Here is a 21,411-nt window from a genome sequence, read left to right on the forward strand (position 1 = left end):
CAGCTGGCGGCCAGCGCCTCGGACGTGGCCGAGCGCGGCGGTTCGGCGGTGGCCGAAGTGGTCAACACGATGCAGGGCATCTCGGCCAGCTCGCGCAAGATCTCGGAAATCGTGTCGGTCATCGACGGTATTGCCTTCCAGACCAACATCCTGGCGCTGAACGCGGCGGTGGAAGCCGCGCGTGCCGGTGAGCAGGGCAAGGGCTTCGCGGTGGTGGCGGGCGAAGTGCGCTCGCTGGCGCAGCGCAGCGCGCAGGCGGCCAAGGAAATCAAGGGCCTGATCGAGGATTCCGTGACCAAGGTGGGCGCGGGGTCACAGCAGGTGGAACGCGCCGGGGCGACGATGCAAGAGATCGTGGCGTCGGTCAAGCGCGTGACGGACATCATGGGCGAGATCTCGGCGGCGTCGGAAGAGCAATCGAGCGGCATCGACCAGGTCAACCGCGCGGTGTCGCAGATGGACGAAGTGACGCAGCAGAACGCGGCGCTGGTGGAAGAGGCTGCGGCCGCCGCCGGCTCGCTGCAGGAACAGGCGCAGCGCCTGGCCGAAGCGGTGGCGGTGTTCAAGGTCAACATCGGCGAAGTGATCGAAGTGCCGGCCCATCGCCTGTCTTCGGGCCGCGCCGCCGCCGACGAATCACGGCTGCAAGCGCCTGACGCGCTTGCTCTTGAGCGCTGAGGACGGCAGTGGCGACAGCGGCAAACATGGCGCCGTCCATCCCGGTGGACCGCCAATTCGATTTTCGGGACGCGGACTTCACCCGCGTCCGCAAGATGATTCACGCGCGCGCCGGCATCTCGCTGGGCGCGCACAAGCGCGAAATGGTCTACAGCCGGCTGGCGCGGCGCCTGCGGGCGCTGGGCCGGCAGGACTTCGGCAGCTATCTGGACCAGCTCGAGAACGAGCCGGACGCGGCCGAATGGGAAGATTTCGTCAACGCCCTGACGACCAACCTGACCGCGTTCTTCCGCGAGTCGCACCATTTCCCGATCCTGGCCGACTTCGTGCAAAAGCGCGGCGGCCCGGTGTCGGTGTGGTGTTGCGCGGCGTCCACGGGCGAAGAGCCGTACTCCATCGCGATCACCCTGGCCGAGGCCCTCGGGCCACGCGCCAGCGGCTGCTCGGTGTTGGCGACCGACATCGACACCAACGTGCTGAACCGGGCGCGCGCGGCCGTCTATCCGGCCGAGCGCGTGGCCAAGATGGAAGAGAGCCGCCTCAAGCGCTTCTTCCTGAAGGGCCGCGGTTCCAACGCCGGGCAGGTCCGGGTGCGTCCGGAGATCGCCGACATGGTGCGGTACGAGACGTTGAACCTGCTCGCGCCCTCGTGGCAGATCAGCGAGAAGTTCGACGTCATCTTCTGCCGCAACGTCATGATTTACTTCGACAAGCCGACCCAGGCGAAGATCCTTGAGCGGTTCGTTCCGCTGCTCAAGCCGGGCGGCCTGCTGTTTGCGGGCCATTCCGAGAACTTCACCTATATCAGTCGGGATTTCCGTCTGCGCGGGCAGACAGTCTACGAATGCGCGGGCAAGGCCTAGACCTGTCGGTGGCGACGGGTTCCAGGTCCGCCTGAGGCGGTAAACAATGCAGAAAATCAGAGTTCTATGTGTGGATGATTCCGCGCTCGTGCGCGGACTGATGACCGAGATCATCAACAGCCAGCCGGATATGGAAGTGGTTGCGACCGCGCCTGATCCGCTGGTGGCGCGCGAGCTGATCAAAAAGCACAATCCCGACGTGTTGACGCTGGACGTGGAAATGCCCCGCATGGACGGGCTGGATTTCCTTGAAAAGCTGATGCGCCTGCGGCCGATGCCGGTGGTGATGGTGTCGTCGCTGACCGAGCGCGGCGGCGAAATCACGCTGCGCGCGCTGGAACTGGGCGCCATCGACTTCGTGACCAAGCCCAAGCTGGGCATCCGCGACGGCCTGCTGGAATACACCGAGATCATCGCCGACAAGATCCGCGCCGCCTCGCGCGCCAAGCTGCGCACGCCGAGCCCGCACGCCCCGGCGCCCGCGCCGGCGCCGATGCTGCGCCGGCCGCTGGCCAGCTCGGAAAAACTGGTCATCGTGGGCGCCTCCACCGGCGGCACCGAGGCCATCCGCGAGGTGTTGCAGCCGCTGCCGCCGGACAGCCCGGCCATCCTGATCACGCAGCACATGCCGGCCGGCTTCACGCGGTCGTTCGCGCAGCGCCTGGACGCCCTGTGCGCGGTGACGGTGCGCGAGGCCGTGCACGGCGAGCGCGTGCTGCCGGGCCACGTGTACCTGGCCCCGGGCGGCGAGATGCACATGCGCCTGGGCCGCAGCGGCGCCAACTACGTGATCGAGCTGGAAGCCAGCGAACCGGTCAATCGCCACCGCCCGTCGGTGGATGTGTTGTTTAGTTCCGCCGCCGTGGCGGCAGGCAAGAACGCCATCGGCGTCATCCTGACCGGGATGGGCAAGGACGGAGCGGCCGGCATGCTGGCCATGCACCGAGCCGGCGCCCATACCATTGCGCAGGATGAAGCCAGTTGCGTGGTCTTCGGCATGCCCCGGGAGGCCATCGCAATTGGCGCGGCTGACGAAGTGGTGCCGCTGTCGGCAATGAGTGAGCGCATTCTGACTCGCCTGGGCGACCGGGGACACCGCGTTTGACGCGGCTGTGATCCCGATCGATCTCAAGCAAATTTCTTCTGGAGTAAAAGATGGTAGACAAGGGCATCAAGATTCTGGTGGTGGATGACTTCCCCACCATGCGGCGGATCATCCGCAACCTGCTCAAGGAGCTGGGTTTCGAGAACGTGGATGAGGCCGAAGACGGCGCGATCGGACTGGAGAAGCTGCGCAACGGCGGCTTCCAGTTCGTCGTGTCCGACTGGAACATGCCCAATCTGGACGGCCTGGAAATGCTCAAGCAGATCCGCGCCGACGCCAGCCTGGCCTCGCTGCCGGTGCTGATGGTGACGGCCGAGGCCAAGAAGGAAAACATCGTCGCGGCGGCCCAGGCCGGCGCCAACGGTTACGTGGTCAAGCCTTTCACCGCGGCGACGCTGGAAGAGAAGCTGGTCAAGATCTTCGAGAAAATTGGCGGTTGAGGTGCGCAATGAGCACGACGCAGAATGATGACTCGACGGAATCCCCGGACCTGATTCACCGCATCGCCTCGCTGACCCGCATGCTGCGCGACAGCATGCGCGAGCTGGGCCTGGACCAGGCGATCAAGGACGCGGCCAACGCCATCCCCGATGCGCGCGACCGCCTGCGCTACGTGGCGCAGATGACCGAACAGGCCGCCAACCGCGTGCTGAACGCGACCGAGGCCGCCGGCCCGATCCAGGACGGCATGTCGCGCTCGGCGCAGGCGCTGGACGGTCGCTGGCAGCAATGGTACGACCAGCCGCTGGAACTGCCCGAGGCCCGCGAACTGGTCAAGGACACGCGCGCGTTCCTGCAGGACGTGCCCAAGCAGACGCAGCAGACCCAGTCCAAGCTGATGGAAATCATCATGGCGCAGGACTTCCAGGATCTGACCGGCCAGGTCATCATGCGCATGATGGACGTGGTCGGCGCGATCGAGCGCGAGCTGCTGCAAGTGCTGCTGGACAACGTGCCGCAAGAGCGCCGCGACGAAGCCAACAGCCTGCTCAACGGCCCGCAGGTCAGCCCGCAAGGCAAGACCGATGTGGTCACCAGCCAGGACCAGGTCGACGACCTGCTGGCCAGTTTGGGCTTCTGAGCCTGCCGGGCGGCGGGCCGCGCGGGCCCGCCTGCCGCCATGCCCGCTGGCCGGGCATGGTCGTATTCCCTAAGGGTGCGAACGCGCGCCCTTGGGTAGACTGCGAAACAATAAGAATCGGGGCCGCAGCAGGAGACAGGGCGCATCGCGCCCAGGCAACGGATGCCCACAGAAGGCAATCCGGGCCGCACAAGGAGGTGCCATCTTGGCCAGATCCATATTCCGATTCGGAGGTATCTGGGGGTTGTTGCGCCGGCTCAATCGCGGCCGCGCCACGCTGTCCGAACGCCCCTTGTCCCTCAGCCCGGCCGCCTGGCCGCTGTACCGCTTCCTGGCCGGCATCCGCAGCCGGATCAGCACGGTGCGGCAATCCAGCATCGAGATCGCCCTGAATACCGCCCGGACCCAGTTCCAGGCCGGCCGCTGCGCGCTGCTGGCGCAGGAGCAGGCGCGCGCGGCCGAGGCGCTGGCGGCCAGCGGCGCCCAGATCGCGGCGCTGTCGGCCTCGACGTCGACCCATGCGCGCGAGATCGCCCAGGTCTCCGGGCAGAACCTGCGCGCGGCCGAACAGGCGCTGGCCGAGCTGTCCGAGGTCAAGGAACGGGTCGACCGCATGACCCGCGAAATGGCGGCCTTCACCGACGTGGTGGCGCAGCTGACCGGCCGGGCGCGCTCGGTCGGCGACATCAGCAAGCTCATCAAGGACATCGCCCTGCAGACCCAGCTGCTGGCGCTGAATGCCGGGGTGGAGGCGGCCCGGGCCGGCGACGCCGGGCGTGGCTTCGCCGTGGTGGCCAGCGAGGTCGGCCGGCTGGCCGAGCGGGTCAACGCCGCCACCAGCGACATCGGCCGCCATACCGGCGAGATGCTGGAACTGGTCGACTCGACCCAGCGCCAGACCGGCACCCTGCGCGAGGACGTGGACGCGTCCGGCGCGGTGCTGGACAAGACGCGCCAGGATTTCCAGCATTTCGTGCGGGATTTCGACAGCATGAACCGCCAGGTGGGCGAGGTGGTGCAGGCGATCGGCGAGGTCGACGCCACCAATCACGGCATGAGCCAGGACGTCAGCCGCATCGCCGCGCTGAGCGCCGACGTGCGCGAGCGGGTGGCCAGCATGTCCGGCGAGATCGACCGCATCCGGCGCCAGACCGAGAGCGTGCAGGAGGTGTTGTCGGACATGCGCACCGGCAATACCGCCTTCGACCGCCTGTCCGAGACGCTCGACGCCTTCCGGCTGGCGGCGATCCGGCTGCTCGACCATGCGCGCGAGCGCGGCCTGGACGTGTTCGACCGCCATTACCAGCGGATCGCGGGCAGCGAACCGCCGCGCTACCACACCGCCTATGACCGCAGCATCGACGAGGCGCTGACCCGCCTGCTGGACCGCGTGCTGGAGGCCGTGCCGGGCGGCAGCTATGCGCTGCTGGTGGATGCGCGCGGCTACGCCCCGGCGCACAACAGCCGCTATTCGCACCCGCCCAGCGGCGACCCGGCCCAGGACATCGCCCGGGTGCGGCACAAGCGCATCTTCGACGACCCGGTCGGGGCGCGGCTGGCCGCCAACACCGAAACCCTGCTGTTTCAGACCTATTCCCGTGATACCGGCGAGATCGTCAACGACATCTCCGTGCCCCTGTTCCTGGACGGCGAGCACTGGGGCGCGGTGCGGATCGGGCTCGATTACGTGCGTTTCCAGGCCACCCTGGACGCCGGCGGATCGGCCCGGCCGGTGGTCGCGGCGGCCGGCTGAACCAGACCGATCCGCCAGGCAGGCGGGGCAGGGCGCCCGGTCGCCGGCCCGCCCCGGCCGGCCCGGTCCGGGCGCATCCGGGAATAGCGCCGCTTTCCCCCCGTTTCTTGGCTTATCGCCCAAGGCCCAGGCCTCCTAGAATCTCGGCGGGCAGCTCGTAATCCGTCAATCCGCGAGCCGCAACGACACCGCAGAGCATGGCCGAAGAAAGCGACCTCGAGAAAACCGAAGCCGCCTCTCCCAGGCGCCTGGAAAAGGCGCGCGAGGAGGGGCAGATTGCGCGTTCCCGGGAACTGGGCACGTTCATGATGCTGGCCGCCGGTGTCGCGGCGATCTGGGCCGGCGGTGGCACGATTTATCAGGGACTGAGCGGGGTGCTGCGCAACGGGCTGGCGTTCGACCAGCGCGTGGTCGCCGACCCGGGCGTGATGGTCGAGCAGGCCGTCAACGGCTTCGGCCACGCCCTGATGGTGATTCTGCCGATCTTCGGCCTGCTGGCGGTGATCGCCGTGCTGTCCAGCGTGCTGCTGGGCGGCATCGTCATCTCGGGCAAACCGCTGTCGCCGAATTTCTCCAAGCTCAGCCTGTTCGCCGGCCTCAAGCGCATGTTTTCGTCGCAGACCGTGGTCGAGCTGATCAAGGCGCTGGCCAAGGCCCTGCTGGTGGGCGGCGTGGCGGTCTGGATCATCTGGCGCTACCACGACGACATGCTGGGCCTGATGCACGTGGCGCCGGCCGCCGCCCTGACCAAGGCGCTGAGCCTGGTGGCGATGTGCAGCGCCTTCATCGTCGCCTCGCTGCTGGTGATCGTGCTGCTGGACGTGCCGTGGCAGATCTGGAGCCACCTGAAGAAGCTGCGCATGTCCAAGGAAGACGTACGCCAGGAACACAAGGAAAGCGAAGGCGATCCGCACACCAAGGCCCGCATCCGCCAGCAGCAGCGCCAGGCCGCGCGCCGCCGCATGATGTCCGAGGTGCCCAAGGCCGACGTGGTCGTGACCAACCCGACCCACTACGCCGTGGCGCTGAAGTACGAGGAAGACAAGAACGGCGCGCCGCGCGTGCTGGCCAAGGGCACCGGGCTGGTGGCGGCCAAGATCCGCGAACTGGCCGCCGAGCATCGCATTCCCACATTGGAAGCGCCGCCGCTGGCGCGCGCTTTGTATCAACACGTCGAGCTGGGGCATGAAATCCCGGCCGAGCTATATACCGCGGTCGCGGAAGTGCTGGCGTGGGTTTTCCAGTTGCGCTCGTGGCGCTCGGGATGGGGGGCCGAACCGACGGCGCCCAAGTCCCTGCCCGTGCCGGCCGCGCTGGACCCGCAGGCAAAGACCGCAGCACAAGGAGTCTAAGGAATGAGCGCTCTGCTCACCATGTTGAAAAGCAACGGCGCCGCGCATGCGCGGCTCCTGGCCGGCCCCATCCTGATCGTGATGGTGCTGGGCATGATGGTGTTGCCGCTGCCCACCTTCCTGCTGGACTTGCTGTTCACCTTCAACATCGCGCTGTCGGTGATGATCCTGCTGGTGGCCATGTTCACCCGCAAGCCGCTCGATTTCGCCGCCTTCCCGGCCGTGCTGCTGTTCGCCACGCTGCTGCGCCTGTCGCTGAACGTCGCCTCGACCCGGGTGGTGCTGCTGCACGGCCACACCGGCCCGGACGCCGCGGGCAAGGTGATCGAGGCCTTCGGCCACTTCCTGGTGGGCGGCAACTTCGCCGTCGGCATCATCGTCTTCATCATCCTGACCATCATCAACTTCATCGTCATCACCAAGGGTGCGGGGCGGATCGCCGAAGTCGGCGCGCGCTTCACCCTGGACGCCATGCCCGGCAAGCAGATGGCGATCGACGCCGACCTGAACGCCGGCCTGATCGGCGAGGACGAGGCCCGCAAGCGCCGCGCCGAGGTGTCGCAGGAATCCGACTTCTTCGGCTCGATGGACGGCGCCAGCAAGTTCGTGCGCGGCGACGCCATCGCCGGCCTGCTGATCATGGCGATCAATATCATCGGCGGCCTGATCGTGGGCGTGGCGCAGCACGACATGTCGATGAGCGACTCGGCCCGCGTCTACACGCTGCTGACCATCGGTGACGGCCTGGTGGCGCAGATCCCGGCGCTGGTGATCTCGACCGCCGCCGGCGTGGTGGTGTCGCGTGTGTCGACCGACCAGGACATCGGCCAGCAGATCATCAGCCAGCTGTTCTCCAACCCCAGCGTGATGTTCCTGACCGCTGGCATCATCGGCATCATGGGCCTGATTCCCAACATGCCGCACATCGCCTTCCTGACGCTGGCCGGCGCGCTGGCCTGGGGCGGGTGGGCGATGCTCAAGCGGCGCAAGGCCGCCGAGGTGGCGGCCAGCGAGGCGCCGCAGCAGGCCGTGACGCAGGCGCAGGCCGCGGCGGCCGAAGCCAGCTGGGACGACGTCTCGATGGTGGACCAGCTCGGCCTGGAGGTCGGCTACCGCCTGATCCCGCTGGTCGACCACGCCCAGAACGGCGAACTGCTGCACCGCATCCGCAGCCTGCGCAAGAAATTCGCCCAGGACGTGGGCTTCCTGCCGCCGGTGGTGCACATCCGCGACAACCTGGAACTCAAGCCCAACGACTACCGCATCCTGCTGTCCGGCGTCGAGATCGGCCACGGCGTGGCCATGCCGGGCCAGTGGCTGGCGATCGACCCGGGCGGCGTGACCATGCAGATCAAGGGCACGCCCACCACCGACCCGGCCTTCGGCCTGCCGGCGCTGTGGATCGACGGCAGCCTGCGCGACCAGGCCCAGGTGGTCGGTTACACCGTAGTGGATGCCGGCACCGTGGTGGCCACCCACCTGAACCACCTGATGCACCGCCACGGCTCCAACCTGCTGGGCCGCCAGGAAGTGCAGCAGCTGCTGGACCGCATCGGCCGCGACGCGCCCAAGCTGGTCGAGGACCTGGTGCCCAAGACGCTGTCGCTCACGGCGCTGCAGAAGGTGCTGCAGGGCCTCTTGGCCGAGGAAGTGCCGATCCGCGACATGCGCACCATCATCGACACCCTGTCCGAGCATGGCCCGCGCCTGGCGGCGCTGGCGGCCGGCACGGGCGGCCAGCCCGACATCAACGAGCTGATCGCGTTGACGCGCCGCTCGCTCGGCCGCGCCATCACCCAGCAATGGTTCCCGGGCGAGGGCGAACTGCGCGTGATCGGGCTGGACGTCAAGCTCGAACGCGTGCTGTCGCAGGCGCTGACCACCAGCGGCGGCCTGGAGCCGGGCCTGGCGGACACCCTGCTGCGCGAAACCCAGGCGGCGGTCGAGCGCCAGGAATCGCAGGGCAACGCGCCGGTGCTGCTGGTGTCGCCGGTGCTGCGCGCGCCGTTGTCACGCTTCCTGCGCCACCACCTGCCGCAGCTGGGTGTGTTGTCGAATACGGAAATTCCGGATGAGCGCATGGTCCGCGTGACGGCGCTCATCGGCGGAGGTAATGGTCAATGAAAATAAGCCGCTTCTTCGGCGCCAACAGCCGTGACGTCATGCGCCAGGTGCGCCAGGTGCTGGGTCCTGACGCGCTGATCGTGTCGAACCGCAGCGTGGATGGCGGCATCGAGGTGCTGGCCACGGTGGACGGCGCGTTCGACGACGCGTCGCCGCAGGCGCAGACGCCGACGCCGCAGGGGTATGCCGCGCCCGCCAACCTGGCGCCGCCTCCCGGCTATGGCGCCACGCCGGCCACGGCCTCGCAACCGCCTTATGGCGCGCAGTCCGGTTATGGCGCGCCGGCCGCCGCCGCCGCGCCGCAACCCGCCTATGGCGCGGCGCCGAGCGCCTCGCAACCGGCCTACGGTGCGCCGCCAGCGTCCGTCGCCGCGCCGCGACCGGCCCAGGTCGCGCAGCCGGTTCCTGTCGCCGCGCCCCAGCCTGCCTACGGTGCGCCGCCGGCGTCCGTCGCCGCTGCGCAGCCCGCCTACGCGGTGCCGTCGCGTTCGATCGCCGCCTACCAGTCGACCTACGCCGCGCAGTCTCTGCCCGAGCCGGAGGTGTCGCCCGAACCCGTCGCGCGTCAGGCGCCGCCCGCCCTGGCGCCGGCGCCGGTCGCCGCGCCGCCCGCCGTGACGGCGGAAGCGGCCGCGCCCGCGGTGATGGCGCCCGCCGCGCCGGTGCGGATGGAAATGCCGGCCTTGCCGCCTGCGCGAGAGATGCCGCCCATGGCGCCGTCGCCCATGGCGCGCATGCCCGATGCGCCGCTGCGCAATGGTCCGGGGATGCCGCCCGCGGCGCTGCCCGGCGACGCCGCGGCGGGCTTGCAGGACGCCATCAGCGCCTTGCGCGGCGCGCTCGAAAGCCGCATGGACGGCTTGCTGTGGGGCGGACGCCAGGGACCCGGCCGCGAGCCGGCGGGCGCCGCCTTGTTCCGCAGCCTGCTGGACGCCGGTTTCAGCACCAAGCTGGTCCGCGCGCTGGTCGAGCGCATGCCGCAAGGCATGAGCGCCGAATCCGCGCTGGCCTGGGCCCGCAATGAACTGGTCACGCACCTGCCGGTGCTGGGCTCGGAAGATGAATTCCTGGGCGGCGGCGTGTATGCGCTGGTCGGCCCGACCGGCGTCGGCAAGACCACCACGCTGGCCAAGCTGGCGGCGCGCTGCGTCGCCCGCGAAGGCCGCGAGCAGGTGGCGATGCTGACCACCGACAATTTCCGGATCGGGGCGCTCGAGCAGCTGCAGATCTATGGCCGCCTGATGGGCGTGCCTGCGCACTCGGTGCGCGATGCCGGCGAGTTGCGCCGCATCCTGGCCGAGCTGGGCAATCGCAAGATCGTGCTGATCGACACCACCGGCATCAGCCAGCGCGACCGCCAGGTGGCCGAGCAGGCCGCGATGCTGTGCAACGCTGGCAAGCCGGTGCGCCGCCTGCTGGTGCTCAACGCCGCCAGCCAGGGCGACACGCTGGACGAAGTCGCCCACGCCTATCGCAACGGCGTCGGCGAGGACGTGGCAGGCTGCATCATCACCAAGCTCGACGAGGCCTCGCGCCTGGGCGCGGCGCTGGACACGGCGATCCGCCACCGGCTGCCGATCCATTATTCGTCGATCGGCCAGAAGGTGCCGGAGCACCTGGAGCTGGCGCGCGCCGATGCGCTCATCGACCGCGCCTTCGCCATGGTCGAGCGCGCCCGCGCCCTGTATTCGCCCAGCGAGGCCGACATGGCGTCGCTGTGGTCGACGCCGCGCGAAACCGAGACGACCGTCGATCCCGCCCGCCGCCGCCAGTTGCTGGCTTCGGCGATCCTGCGTCCGCAGGGCGGCGCCGGCACGATCGAGGCCGCGCAGAACCTGGATGACACCCTGGGCTGGCTCGACAGCGACCCGGCCTGCGTGCAGGCCCGCGCCTCGTGGCGCGAGTATGTCAGCGACGGCGCGGGTTCGAGCCTCGCGGCGCTGGGCGAAACGCCCCTGGCGATGGTGCGGCGCGAATTCTCCACCGCCTGCAGCCGCAACCTGCTGGTCATGCACGGCAAGACCAGCATGAAGGGCGAGGCCTTGCCCGGCGGCACGCTGCTCAGCGCGGTGCTGATGAGCGACCGCGGCGCAGCCCTGGCGGCGCCGGCGCAACAGCTGGTGCTGCCGCACGGCATGCTGTCGTCGTTCGCGCCGGCCGCCGCCGCGCAGCCGGACACGGCGGTGGCCCTGGAAGCGCGGGTGCGCTGGCTGAACGAGCAACTGGCCCAGGTGCCGGCCGTGCACATGCTGGAAGCCGGCACTTCGGCGCTGTGGCAGAGCCTGAGCGAGCAGGGCGTGTCGTGGGTGGCGCGCAGCCCGGGCGGCATGCGCGTGATCCAGGATGAATGCCCGACCAACCTGAACGCGGTGGGCAAGAGCGTCGGCTACCTGCCGGTGGGCCAGCCGGGCGACATGCCCGGCCTGCGCGCCGTGCCCGGCGCCCGGCCGGCGCCGTTGGCGCTGTGGGCCTCGGGCACCGAGATCGGCTTGCCGGGCCGCGGCGACGAGACCCGCTTCCGGCTGGTGTGCGCCCGCCTGATCGATACCGCCAGCGGCGAAGTGGCCGGCCAGTTGTTCGGCCTGACCAACCTGGCCGCGGGCCAGGCGGACGCCGCCACGGTGGCGCGCTGGCTGGTGCTGCAGGAAGAGGCGCGAGCCGGGTTCCGCTACATGGCCAATGCCTGGCAGGCGCTGCCCGCGGTCGACGGCTCGCATACGCTGGCGCGGCAGTCGCTCATGGCCGGCCAGCTGGGCGCGGCCTGCTGGCAGCTGGCGCATGCGTCGGCGGCGGACGGCGTGCGCGCTACGCTGGCTGGCGTCGTCAGCCCGGAGCGCAAGCTGTCCGGACGCCTGCTGCCGGTGGCGCTGCTGAAGATGTTCGCCATGCTGGAAATGGCCGGCGGCGTCTAGCGCGCCCCGACTCGGGACGGCCGCATGGCCGCCAAGACAAACAGCCCGCGAAAGCGGGCTGTTTGTCTTGGGGCGTCGGGATCCGGCTCAGCCGGCGACGATGGGCTTGCGGCCCGGCGTGGCGCGGGCGCCGCGGCCCTGGGCGTCGTAGGTCGAGGTGCCGCCCAGGCCGCCGATCTGGCGCAGGGCGTCCAGCGATTGCTGGGTATAGCGCAGGTGCACGTCGATCAGGGCGCCGTTGCGCATGTTGATTTCGTTGGCCGACGCCGACTTGGCCAGCAGGGCCTGCCAGACGTCGGACAGTTGCGGGTGCTGCACGGCGGCCTGCTCGGTGCCGGCGTGGCCGGCGGGCAGGCCGATTTCGGCCAGCAGGCCGTCGCGGGTGTGGCTGAGGTCGACCAGCTGCTGGGCGATATTGCCCTTGCGCTCGGTGATGTCATGCAGCGCGTCGACGTTGCCCGGCCCGACCAGCACTTTGGTTTCTTCTTCCAGGATGGAGGAAAACTCGGTGATCAGGGCATCTTCCTGCTTCATGCAGGCTTGCAGGGACTCGACAGGGCTCATGGTCATACTCGGGCGGACGGGTCGAAAAAACGGCGATCTTGCAAAAACGCTATTACTTCAGCAGGTCGCGGGCGCTGGCGATCAGGCCATCGGCGATGCGGCTGGTGTCGATCTTGAGCTGGCCCGAGGCGATGGCGGCGCGAATCGCGGCGACGCGCTCGACGTTGATGTCGTTCGAGCCGTCCTGCAGGGCCAGCATCTTGCGCGAGGCCGAGCTCAGCGCGACCTGCGAGCTGCTGGCGCCGCTGCCGCTGCCGGCGCCGTAGGCCTGGGCGACCGCGGACTCGGCGCGAGGGCTGACCGCATCTGCCGAGATGGGCCGGTTGGTTGTCGAATTGATTTTCAAGGTTTTCTCCGCAGGGCGTCCTGGGTCGGTTTGCGACGGCTCCGCCTACTTATGTCTCTGTAACGACAGGGTCGGAAGGAACTTTAGGGCAGGAGGGCGCTTGCCGCAACGCGATATGTAACATTGACTAAAGTTGTATTTCGACCAGGCCTGCGTTGCGCACCACGCCGCTGACCACCTGTCCGCTGGCGGTGCGGACCTGGACCGTGGCGCCCGGCGCCGCGTTGTCCAGGGCCTGCCCCTCGCTGCTGACCACGAAACCCTTGCCGCGGGCGTTGATCCGGACGTTCGAGCCGCGCACCACCGACTGGGCGTTGCGCAGGGCGGCGCCCTTGACCGGCTGGCCGGCGTTGATCCGGTAGGCCGCCGTCATGCCGACCACCGTGTCGGGATTGGTGATGACGCCCGGGGGCAGGGCCACCAGGTCGCCGTCGCGCGGCGCCAGGTCGGCGGGCGTCAGGGCCTGGCCAGCGGCGATCATGCGCGAAGCGACGTAGTAGTAGCCCGGCACGCTGACCGTGGCCTGCACGTAGGTGGTCCAGGGCTTGGGCGCATTGCAGCGCACGCCGACCGTCATGCGCGAGCGCAGCTTCATGCCCGAGGGCATAAATGGGGACATGGCATCGCAGGGCGCCAGGCGGTCCGCCCGCGGCGGATCGATGGCCACCGATGCCTGGCCGGGCAGGGCGGCCAGTTGTTCCAGCAAATAGGTCTGCGCGGCGATGATGATCGCCTCCGGCGCCTGGACGGCGGCGTCCTGCGCCTGGGCCGTCGGGGCCAGCAGCAGGGCGGCCAGGCAGGCGGCGCGCGCGCGGAGCTTTGCGGGGAATTTCATCATGTCCGAATTGTAGAAGCCCGCGCGGCTTGGCAATACGTGAATTGGATGAGAAATGACGGGTTATTTGGCTGATTGTGTTGAGGCACCCGCTTCTATGATGCCGTCATCCAATGGGATAACGGTGCGTCCGCTGTCCCGGGTTTCATCCGTATTCAAGGCGACCCGATGCTAGACCGGCTTAATGAAGATTTCCGCTTCTTCCAGCAGTCCCTGGGACTGCGCGCGCAGCGCCAGGAAGTGCTGTCCTCGAACATCGCCAATGCCGACACGCCCAACTACAAGGCGCGTGACTTCGATTTCAAGACGGCGATGCAGAACGCCATGGAAGGCACCAAGCGCCTGCCGGATACCTCGCTGACCCTGACGTCGGCGCGCCACATCCCGGCCAAGGCCGTGTCGCAGGGGCCGACCGATCTGCTGTACCGCCTGCCGTACCAGCCCAGCATGGACGGCAACACGGTCGACATGGACATCGAACGGGTCCAGTTCGCCGACAACACCTTGCACTACCAGAGCACGATGCAGCTGCTGTCGGGTCGCATCCGGACCATGATGGCCGCCATCCAGGATTGATTTTCATAGGGAACCGCAGGCAATGTCCTTGTTGAGCATTTTCGATATCGCCGGTTCGGCGCTGAGCGCGCAGTCACAGCGCATGAACGTGGCGGCCAGCAACATGGCCAACGCCGACAGCGTGGTCGGTCCCGACGGCCAGCCGTACCGGGCCCGCCAGGTGGTGTTCCAGGTCAACCCGCCGGCCGGCCAGACGCAGGGCCGCGAGATCGGCGGCGTGCGCGTGGCCGGCGTGGTGGTGGACCAGTCCCCCCTCAAGCAGGTCTACGACCCCAAGCATCCGATGGCCGACGCGCAGGGCTACGTCAGCATGCCCAACGTCGATCCGATCGCGGAAACCGTCAACATGATCGCGGCGTCGCGTTCGTATCAGGCCAACGTCGAGGTGCTGAACACCGCCAAGAGTCTGATGCAGAAAACCCTCACCATCGGCCAATCCTGATCCGTCTGATTCCGCGCGCCGCGCCGCCCGCGCGGAAGTCTTTGAAGAAGTGAACCCATGACCACCGTTGACCAATCCACCAGCAAGACCGGCCTGGGCCTGGCGCAAAGCGGCGCCAACGGCTCCAGCACCGCCCAGGGCCTGCAGGACCAGTTCCTGAAGCTGCTGGTCACGCAGCTCAAGAACCAGGATCCGCTGAACCCGATGCAGAACGCCGAGCTGACCTCGCAGCTGGCGCAGATCTCCACCGTGGAAGGCATCACCAACCTCAAGAACACCATGCTGGCCATCAGCGGCCAGATCGACGTGTCGCAATCCATGAACGCGGTCGCGATGATCGGCAAGGGTGTGCTGGTGCCCGGTTCGGCCGTCAAGGTCGGCGTGGACGCCGCGAACCCCTCCGAACGCGTGGTCACGCCCTACGGCATCGACCTGCAGAAGGACGCCGCCAAGGTCCAGGTGCGCATTTCCGACGCCAACGGTCAGGTCGTGCGCACCATCGAGCTGGGCGAGCAGAAGGCCGGCGTGTACACGCTGGACTGGGACGGCAAGAACGACGCCGGCGTGGCAATGGATGCGGGCGCCTACACCGTGTCCGTCCTGGCCACGGATGGCGATGACAAGAAGGTGGCCGCCGAAGTGCTGAAGTACGGCAAGGTCAAGAGCGTGGCCTACTCCACCAACGGCCTGCGCCTGGATATGGGCCTGGATGGCCAGACCAGCATGCTGGATGTGCGCAAGGTGATCGGCTGAGGCCAGCCGGTTTGATTATCAGCCGGCGCCACGGCGGCGGTTTCCCCTTTAAAGATTAGCGAGAGAAAACATGGGTTTCGGACAAGGATTGAGCGGCCTGAACGCCGCGGCGCAGAACCTGGACGTCATCGGCAACAACATCGCCAACTCGGGCACCGTCGGCTTCAAGTCGTCGACCGCGTCGTTCGCGGACGTCTACGCCAGCTCGCGCGTCGGCCTGGGCACCAAGGTGTCGGCGATCACCCAGCGCTTCACGGTGGGCACGGTCAACGGCGGCGGCGGCGAATATGACATCGCCATCGATGGCGCCAAGGGCATGTTCCGCGTCACCGACCAGAGCGGCGCCGTGATGTACACCCGCAACGGCGAGTTCCTGGTCGACAAGAACAACTTCATCGTCAACGCGCAGGGCTATCGCCTGACCGGCTACCCCAACGGCGGCATCGGCGCCAACCCGGTCGAACTGCAGCTGCCCACCGCCAACGTGGCGCCCAAGGCCACCTCGACCGCCACCACCGTGGCCAACCTGGACGCCAACGCCAAGGTCATCTACCAGGTCGACACCGTGACGTCGCCGGCCGTGCCCGGCTCCGTGACGTTGGGCGGCACCGCCTACACCTTCACCAAGGCGCCTGGCGGCGCGATCACCTGGGCGCCGGGCAACCCGCCGGCCAACACCTACGGCACCGCGCCCAATACCGTCACCATCGACGGCACCGGCCAGGTCACCGCCGGCAACCTGAACGTCATCCCCGGTTTCGTCGACTTCACCGCCGCCGTGACCGAAGTCGGCAAGCCGTTCGACCCCAAGGTCCCCGGCAGCTACACCAACGCCTCGCCCATGACGGTCTACGACTCGCTGGGCAACTCGCACCAGGTGATGCAGTACTTTGCCAAGCGCGCCGCCGACGCCGCCGGCAACAGCGTCTACGACGTCTACTACACCATCGACGGCCAGGCCATGGCGCCGACCACCCAGGCGGGCGGCGTGTGGGGCAATCCGACCCAGTTCACGTTCAACAAGGCCGGCGTGATGACCAGCGCCGCCACGGTCAACCTGTCGTTCGCGACGCCGGGCGGCGGCACCACCCCGGCCGATCCGATGGCGATCGCCGTGAACTACGCCGGCACCACGCAGTACGGCAGCGCCTACGCGCTCAAGTCCCAGCCGGACGGCTACTCCTCGGGCGAGTTCCGCGGCATCAACATCAGCGCCGACGGCAGCCTGGTGGCCAGCTACACCAACGGCGAAACCTCGATCGTCGGCACCATCGTGCTGGCCGACTTCGCCAACCTGCAGGGCCTGCAGCCGGTGGGCAACAACGCCTGGAAGGAAACCGCTTCGTCGGGCCAGCCGATCCTGGGCCAGCCGGGCAACAACGGCATGTCCAAGGTGGTGGGTCAGGCGACCGAAGCCTCGAACGTGGACATGAGCAAGGAGCTGGTCAACATGATCATCGCCCAGCGCACCTACCAGGCCAACTCGCAGACCATCAAGACCCAGGACGAAATCATGCAAGTCCTGATGAACCTGAAGTAATGGCTGACGGGCACGCGACGACACCGACGGAATAGGCAATGGATCGAATCATCTACACCGCCATGAATGGCGCAGCGCGGATCACGGAGCATCAGGCCGCGCTCTCCAACAACATGGCCAACGTGAACACGCCGGGCTTTCGCGAGCAGATCGCGTTGTACCGGTCGGTTCCGGTGAACGACGGCGTTAGCCTGCCGACGCGTGTTTCGACGGTGGCGTCGACGCCCCGCAACAACTTCGAGATGGGCAACATGCAGACCACGGGCCGCGACCTGGACGTGGCCCTGGCCAGCTCCAACGGCTGGATCGCGGTGCAGACCCCGCAAGGCGAGGCCTACACCCGCGCCGGCAGCCTGCAGGTGGGCGTGAACGGCCTGCTGCAGACCTCGCTGGGCCAGCCCGTGATGTCCGACCAGAACGGCATCATCGACGTGCCCGACCAGGCGGCGCTGACGATCACCTCGGACGGCACCATCACCGCCATTGGCGCCGGCGATGCCCCGAACAACATCCTGAACCTGGGCCGCATCAAGCTCGCCAACCCGCCGGAAGCGCAACTGGTGCACGGCGACGACGGCGTCTTCCGCCTGGCGCCGGTCAATGGCCAGCCGGCGCCGCCGGCCCCCGCCGACCCCAGCCTGCGGGTGCTGTCCGGCGTGCTGGAAGGCAGCAATACCAATCCGATGGCGGCGATGGTGGGCATGATCGAGAACGCCCGCCGCTTCGAGCAGCAGATGCAGGTGGTGCAGCAGGCGGATCGCAACGCCGAGCGCGCCAACGGCATCCTCTCGGTTTCCTGATCCGGTCAGCCGATCCGAACCAAATAATTTTCGCGCGCGGCCGGGCCGCCGCACCAGGAGTACTTCATCATGATGCGTTCGCTGTGGATTGCCAAGACGGGCCTGGAAGGTCAACAGACCTCGATGGACGTGATTTCCAACAACTTGGCCAACGTCTCGACCAACGGCTTCAAGCGCGGCCGCGCCGTGTTCCAGGATCTGATGTACCAGACCCTGCGCCAGCCCGGCGCCCAGGTCGGCGACGCCACGCAGCTGCCGTCGGGCCTGCAGCTGGGCACCGGCGCCCGCGTGGCCGCCACCGAGCGCATCCACACCACCGGCGGCCTGAACAACACCGGCGGCGAACTGGACGTGGCGATCAACGGCCGCGGCTTCCTGCAGGTCGAACTGCCCGACGGCACCCAGGCCTACACCCGTGACGGCGCGCTGCAGCGCGACCAGAACGGCCAGCTGACCACGGTCAGCGGCTACGTGATCCAGCCGCCGATGAACGTGCCGGACAACGCCCTGTCGATCTCCATCGGCAAGGACGGCATCGTCTCGGTGACGCAGCCCGGCGCGGCCGGCGTCAACGTGCAGATCGGCCAGCTGCAGATCGCCACCTTCATCAACCCGACCGGCCTGCAGAGCGTCGGCGAGAACCTGTACCTGGAAACCGACGCCTCCGGCCCGGCCAACCTGCTGCAGCCCGGCGTCGACGGCGCCGGCACGTTCATGCAGAACTACGTCGAAACCTCCAACGTGAACGTGGCCGAGGAACTGGTCAACATGATCACGACCCAGCGCGCTTACGAAATGAACAGCAAAGCCGCCAAGACCTCGGACGAAATGCTGGCCCGCCTGACCCAACTGTGATGCCTATGTCGTCTGTCCTGCGTCTGGTTTCGAGTGCGGCCCTGGCGTTGCTGGTGGCCGGTTGCGCCATGATTCCGCCCGAGCCCATCGTGACCGGGCCGACGACGGCCGCGCCGCCGGCGCCGCCGATGCCGACGGCGCAGCCCACCGGCTCGATCTACCAGCCCACGACGTACGGCAACTATCCGCTGTTCGAGGACCGCCGGCCGCGCAACGTCGGCGACATCGTCACCATCGTCCTGAACGAGAAGACCAACGCCTCCAAGAACGTCGCGACCAACACCAACCGCAGCGGCAACGCCAGCCTGGGCATCGCCGCCGCGCCGTCGTTCATGGACAGCTGGGCCAACGCCAACCTGAACACCGACGCCAAGGGCGGCAACGTGTCGCAGGGCAAGGGCGACAGTACGGCCAACAACGCCTTCACCGGCACCATCACCACCACGGTGGTGGGCGTGATGTCCAACGGCAACCTGCAAGTGGCCGGCGAGAAGCAGATCGCCATCAACCGGGGCAGCGAATACGTGCGCTTCTCGGGCGTGGTCGATCCGCGCTCGATCACCGGCACGAACACCGTGTCGTCCACCCAGGTGGCCGACGCCCGCATCGAATACCGCAGCAAGGGCGTCATGGACGAGGTCCAGACCATGGGCTGGCTGCAACGCTTCTTCCTGATCGCTTCGCCGTTCTGACCATGAAACAACCCACTCCGATTTCCGCCCTGCTGTCCCTGCTGGCGCGCGTCTGTGTCGCGGCGGGGCTGCTGGCCGGCGCCTCGGCGGCGCATGCCGAGCGGCTCAAGGACCTGGCCTCCATTCAGGGGGTGCGCGGCAACCAGCTGATCGGTTATGGCCTGGTGGTGGGGCTGGACGGCAGCGGCGACCAGGTGCGCCAGACGCCGTTCACGCAGCAGAGCCTGACCAACATGCTGTCGCAGCTGGGCATCACCGTGCCCGCCGGCAGCAACATGCAGCTCAAGAACGTGGCGGCGGTCATGGTCACCACGACCCTGCCGGCGTTCGCCCGTCCGGGCCAGACGCTCGACGTGGTGGTGTCCTCGATGGGCAACGCCAAGAGCCTGCGCGGCGGCACGCTGCTGATGACGCCCCTCAAGGGCGCCGACAGCCAGGTCTATGCGATCGCCCAGGGCAACATCCTGGTCGGCGGCGCGGGCGCCTCGGCCGGCGGTTCCAGCGTGCAGATCAACCAGCTCAACGGCGGCCGCATCAGCGCCGGCGCGATCGTCGAGCGCGGGGTGCCGACCACCTTCGCGCGTGACGGTTACATCTACCTGGAAATGAACAACACCGACTTCGGCACCGCCCAGAACGTGGTGGCGGCGCTGAACCGCAAGTTCGGGCAGGGCACGGCCACGGCGCTGGACGGCCGCGTGGTGCAGGTGCGCAGCCCCATGGAACAATCGGCGCAGGCGCGCTTCCTGTCGCAGGTCGAGGACCTGCAGGTGGCGCGCGCCCCGACCGTGGCCAAGGTCATCATCAACGCCCGCACCGGCTCGGTGGTCATGAACCGCACGGTCATGATCGAGGAAGCCGCCGTGGCGCACGGCAACCTGTCGGTCATCATCAACCGCCAGAACCAGGTGTCGCAGCCGGATACGCCGTTCACCGAAGGGCAGACGGTGGTGGTGCCCAACACCCAGATCGAAGTGCGCCAGGAAAACGGCTCGCTGCAGCGCGTGAGCACCAGCGCCAACCTGGCTGACGTGGTCAAGGGCCTGAACGCCCTGGGCGCCACGCCGCAGGACCTGCTGGCGATCCTGCAGGCCATGAAGAGCGCCGGCGCCCTGCGCGCCGAGCTGGAAATCATCTGACCGCCATGGGTTACACCAACACTTCCGCGTCCCTGGGCAGTCGCCAGGATTCCGTGTTCGACATGGGTCGCCTGTCGGACCTGAAGCGCGACGTGACCAAGGACCCGGCCAATCCCGGCACCGAACAGCAGAAGCAGGTGGCCAAGCAGTTCGAGGCCCTGTTCCTGCAGATGATGCTCAAGCGCATGCGCGAGGCGACGCCCAAGGAAGGGCTGTTCGACTCGCAGCAGACCCAGATGCTGCAATCCATGGCCGACGAGCAGCTGGCGCTGCACCTGGCCACGCCCGGCATCGGCCTGTCGCAGTCGATCCTGGCGCAGATGCAGCAGGGCAAGCCCGGCGACCTGCCGGCCGAGGCCGTGCAACGCCTGGGGCAGGGCACCGACCTGGATTTCCAGACCGGAGGCTCGCGCCAGGTGTCGGCGCTGATGGATGTGATGCGCAACAACCGCGCCAGCGACCGGGCCCTGGCCGCGGCCGAGGGCGCGCCCGAGCACGTCATCAATTTCGTGTCGAAGATGTCGCGCGCGGCCACCCTGGCCTCGCAGCAGAGCGGCGTGCCGGCCCGCCTCATCATGGGCCAGGCGGCCCTGGAGTCCGGCTGGGGCCAGCGCGAGATCAAGCACGAGGACGGTCGCACCAGCTACAACCTGTTCGGCATCAAGGCGGGCCCCAGCTGGAAGGGCAAGGTCGTCAATGTGCTGACCACCGAATACGAAGACGGCGTCGCGAAAAAGGTGACGCAACCTTTCCGGGCCTATTCGTCCTACGAGGAATCGTTCGCCGACTACGCCCGCCTGATCGGCACCAGTCCGCGCTATGAGAGCGTGACCCAGGCGCGCAACGAGATCGAGGCCGCCCGCCGCATCCAGAGTTCCGGCTACGCCACCGATCCGCAGTACGCGCAGAAATTGATCGGCGTCATGAGCCAGCTGCGCGGCGCCGCCGCCAAGGTCGATATTTCGCGTCAGATGTTGGAAGGACTCTAAATTTGGACTACC

Annotated in this window: 21 protein-coding genes; 18 read left to right on the plus strand and 3 right to left on the minus strand. The window is 68.1% G+C overall.

All coding sequences use genetic code 11. The annotated features are described in order from the left end of the window. The 9 genes from AOZ53_RS30380 to flhF form a co-directional block, all read left to right on the plus strand. Positions 1–678, plus strand: a 678-nt coding sequence (locus AOZ53_RS30380) for a methyl-accepting chemotaxis protein (RefSeq protein WP_231690712.1), incomplete at its 5' end; no start/stop codon positions are given. Positions 679–704: 26 nt separating this feature from the next. Next, positions 705–1,541, plus strand: coding sequence for a CheR family methyltransferase (locus AOZ53_RS30385; protein ID WP_156333587.1), 837 nt, complete (start codon positions 705–707; stop codon positions 1,539–1,541). Between the two features lie 46 nt (positions 1,542–1,587). Continuing rightward, positions 1,588–2,646, plus strand: coding sequence for a protein-glutamate methylesterase/protein-glutamine glutaminase (locus AOZ53_RS30390; RefSeq protein ID WP_054490718.1), 1,059 nt, complete (start codon positions 1,588–1,590; stop codon positions 2,644–2,646). Between the two features lie 50 nt (positions 2,647–2,696). Continuing rightward, positions 2,697–3,086: a chemotaxis response regulator CheY gene (gene cheY / locus AOZ53_RS30395; protein ID WP_006387517.1), complete on the plus strand. Its 390-nt coding sequence runs from the start codon at positions 2,697–2,699 to the stop codon at positions 3,084–3,086. 8 nt (positions 3,087–3,094) lie between these two features. Continuing rightward, positions 3,095–3,727, plus strand: a complete 633-nt coding sequence (gene cheZ / locus AOZ53_RS30400) for a protein phosphatase CheZ (protein ID WP_006387518.1) — start codon at positions 3,095–3,097, stop codon at positions 3,725–3,727. Between the two features lie 205 nt (positions 3,728–3,932). After that, positions 3,933–5,480, plus strand: coding sequence for a methyl-accepting chemotaxis protein (locus AOZ53_RS30405; protein ID WP_231690713.1), 1,548 nt, complete (start codon positions 3,933–3,935; stop codon positions 5,478–5,480). 197 nt (positions 5,481–5,677) lie between these two features. Continuing rightward, on the plus strand, positions 5,678–6,832 hold the full coding sequence (gene flhB / locus AOZ53_RS30410; protein ID WP_054435502.1) for a flagellar biosynthesis protein FlhB: 1,155 nt from the start codon (positions 5,678–5,680) through the stop codon (positions 6,830–6,832). 3 nt (positions 6,833–6,835) lie between these two features. Next, positions 6,836–8,956 carry a flagellar biosynthesis protein FlhA gene (flhA, locus tag AOZ53_RS30415; protein WP_054479506.1) on the plus strand — a complete coding sequence of 707 codons (2,121 nt, stop codon included), beginning with the start codon at positions 6,836–6,838 and terminating at the stop codon, positions 8,954–8,956. Then, a complete protein-coding gene (flhF, locus tag AOZ53_RS30420; RefSeq protein ID WP_054490720.1) occupies positions 8,953–11,868 on the plus strand; it encodes a flagellar biosynthesis protein FlhF in 2,916 nt (971 codons plus the stop codon). Before flhA ends, flhF begins: the two co-directional genes overlap by 4 nt. Positions 11,869–11,955: 87 nt before the next feature. Here the strand turns inward: flhF and AOZ53_RS30425 are convergent, their stop codons facing one another. The 3 genes from AOZ53_RS30425 to flgA all read right to left on the minus strand — a co-directional run bounded on the left by AOZ53_RS30425 (position 11,956) and on the right by flgA (position 13,613). Further along, the gene (locus tag AOZ53_RS30425; protein WP_035361419.1) at positions 11,956–12,432 is read right to left on the minus strand and encodes a flagella synthesis protein FlgN; all 477 of its coding nucleotides are present in this window, start codon (positions 12,430–12,432) and stop codon (positions 11,956–11,958) included. Positions 12,433–12,484: 52 nt separating this feature from the next. Then, positions 12,485–12,778, minus strand: coding sequence for a flagellar biosynthesis anti-sigma factor FlgM (flgM, locus tag AOZ53_RS30430; RefSeq protein WP_006394436.1), 294 nt, complete (start codon positions 12,776–12,778; stop codon positions 12,485–12,487). A 127-nt stretch (positions 12,779–12,905) separates the two neighbouring features. Further along, positions 12,906–13,613 (minus strand): flagellar basal body P-ring formation chaperone FlgA, encoded by a 708-nt coding sequence (gene flgA / locus AOZ53_RS30435; protein ID WP_054435510.1) that lies wholly within the window; start codon positions 13,611–13,613, stop codon positions 12,906–12,908. Between the two features lie 168 nt (positions 13,614–13,781). On the opposite strand from flgA, the gene flgB reads away from it, so the two are divergent. From flgB to flgJ, 9 genes are all read left to right on the plus strand, one after another. After that, positions 13,782–14,189 carry a flagellar basal body rod protein FlgB gene (gene flgB, locus AOZ53_RS30440; protein WP_006394438.1) on the plus strand — a complete coding sequence of 136 codons (408 nt, stop codon included), beginning with the start codon at positions 13,782–13,784 and terminating at the stop codon, positions 14,187–14,189. 22 nt (positions 14,190–14,211) lie between these two features. Further along, on the plus strand, positions 14,212–14,631 hold the full coding sequence (gene flgC, locus AOZ53_RS30445) for a flagellar basal body rod protein FlgC (protein ID WP_054435497.1): 420 nt from the start codon (positions 14,212–14,214) through the stop codon (positions 14,629–14,631). 57 nt (positions 14,632–14,688) lie between these two features. Continuing rightward, the gene (locus AOZ53_RS30450; protein ID WP_054435495.1) at positions 14,689–15,384 is read left to right on the plus strand and encodes a flagellar hook capping FlgD N-terminal domain-containing protein; all 696 of its coding nucleotides are present in this window, start codon (positions 14,689–14,691) and stop codon (positions 15,382–15,384) included. Positions 15,385–15,454: 70 nt separating this feature from the next. Continuing rightward, entirely contained in the window at positions 15,455–16,924 is a 1,470-nt protein-coding gene (locus tag AOZ53_RS30455; RefSeq protein ID WP_054435493.1) for a flagellar hook-basal body complex protein, read from the plus strand. A 38-nt stretch (positions 16,925–16,962) separates the two neighbouring features. Continuing rightward, on the plus strand, positions 16,963–17,724 hold the full coding sequence (locus AOZ53_RS30460) for a flagellar basal body rod protein FlgF (RefSeq protein WP_054435491.1): 762 nt from the start codon (positions 16,963–16,965) through the stop codon (positions 17,722–17,724). 69 nt (positions 17,725–17,793) lie between these two features. Further along, positions 17,794–18,579 (plus strand): flagellar basal-body rod protein FlgG, encoded by a 786-nt coding sequence (flgG, locus tag AOZ53_RS30465; protein ID WP_054490722.1) that lies wholly within the window; start codon positions 17,794–17,796, stop codon positions 18,577–18,579. Further along, positions 18,579–19,271 (plus strand): flagellar basal body L-ring protein FlgH, encoded by a 693-nt coding sequence (locus AOZ53_RS30470; protein WP_035360293.1) that lies wholly within the window; start codon positions 18,579–18,581, stop codon positions 19,269–19,271. The genes flgG and AOZ53_RS30470 overlap by 1 nt, the downstream gene beginning before the upstream one ends. 2 nt (positions 19,272–19,273) lie before the next feature. Further along, positions 19,274–20,410: a flagellar basal body P-ring protein FlgI gene (locus AOZ53_RS30475; protein ID WP_054435489.1), complete on the plus strand. Its 1,137-nt coding sequence runs from the start codon at positions 19,274–19,276 to the stop codon at positions 20,408–20,410. 5 nt (positions 20,411–20,415) lie between these two features. Continuing rightward, on the plus strand, positions 20,416–21,399 hold the full coding sequence (flgJ, locus tag AOZ53_RS30480; RefSeq protein WP_054435487.1) for a flagellar assembly peptidoglycan hydrolase FlgJ: 984 nt from the start codon (positions 20,416–20,418) through the stop codon (positions 21,397–21,399). Positions 21,400–21,411: the final 12 nt, after the last annotated feature.

This window comes from Achromobacter sp. 2789STDY5608621 (assembly GCF_001299375.1).
GTDB lineage: Bacteria > Pseudomonadota > Gammaproteobacteria > Burkholderiales > Burkholderiaceae_B > Achromobacter > Achromobacter insuavis.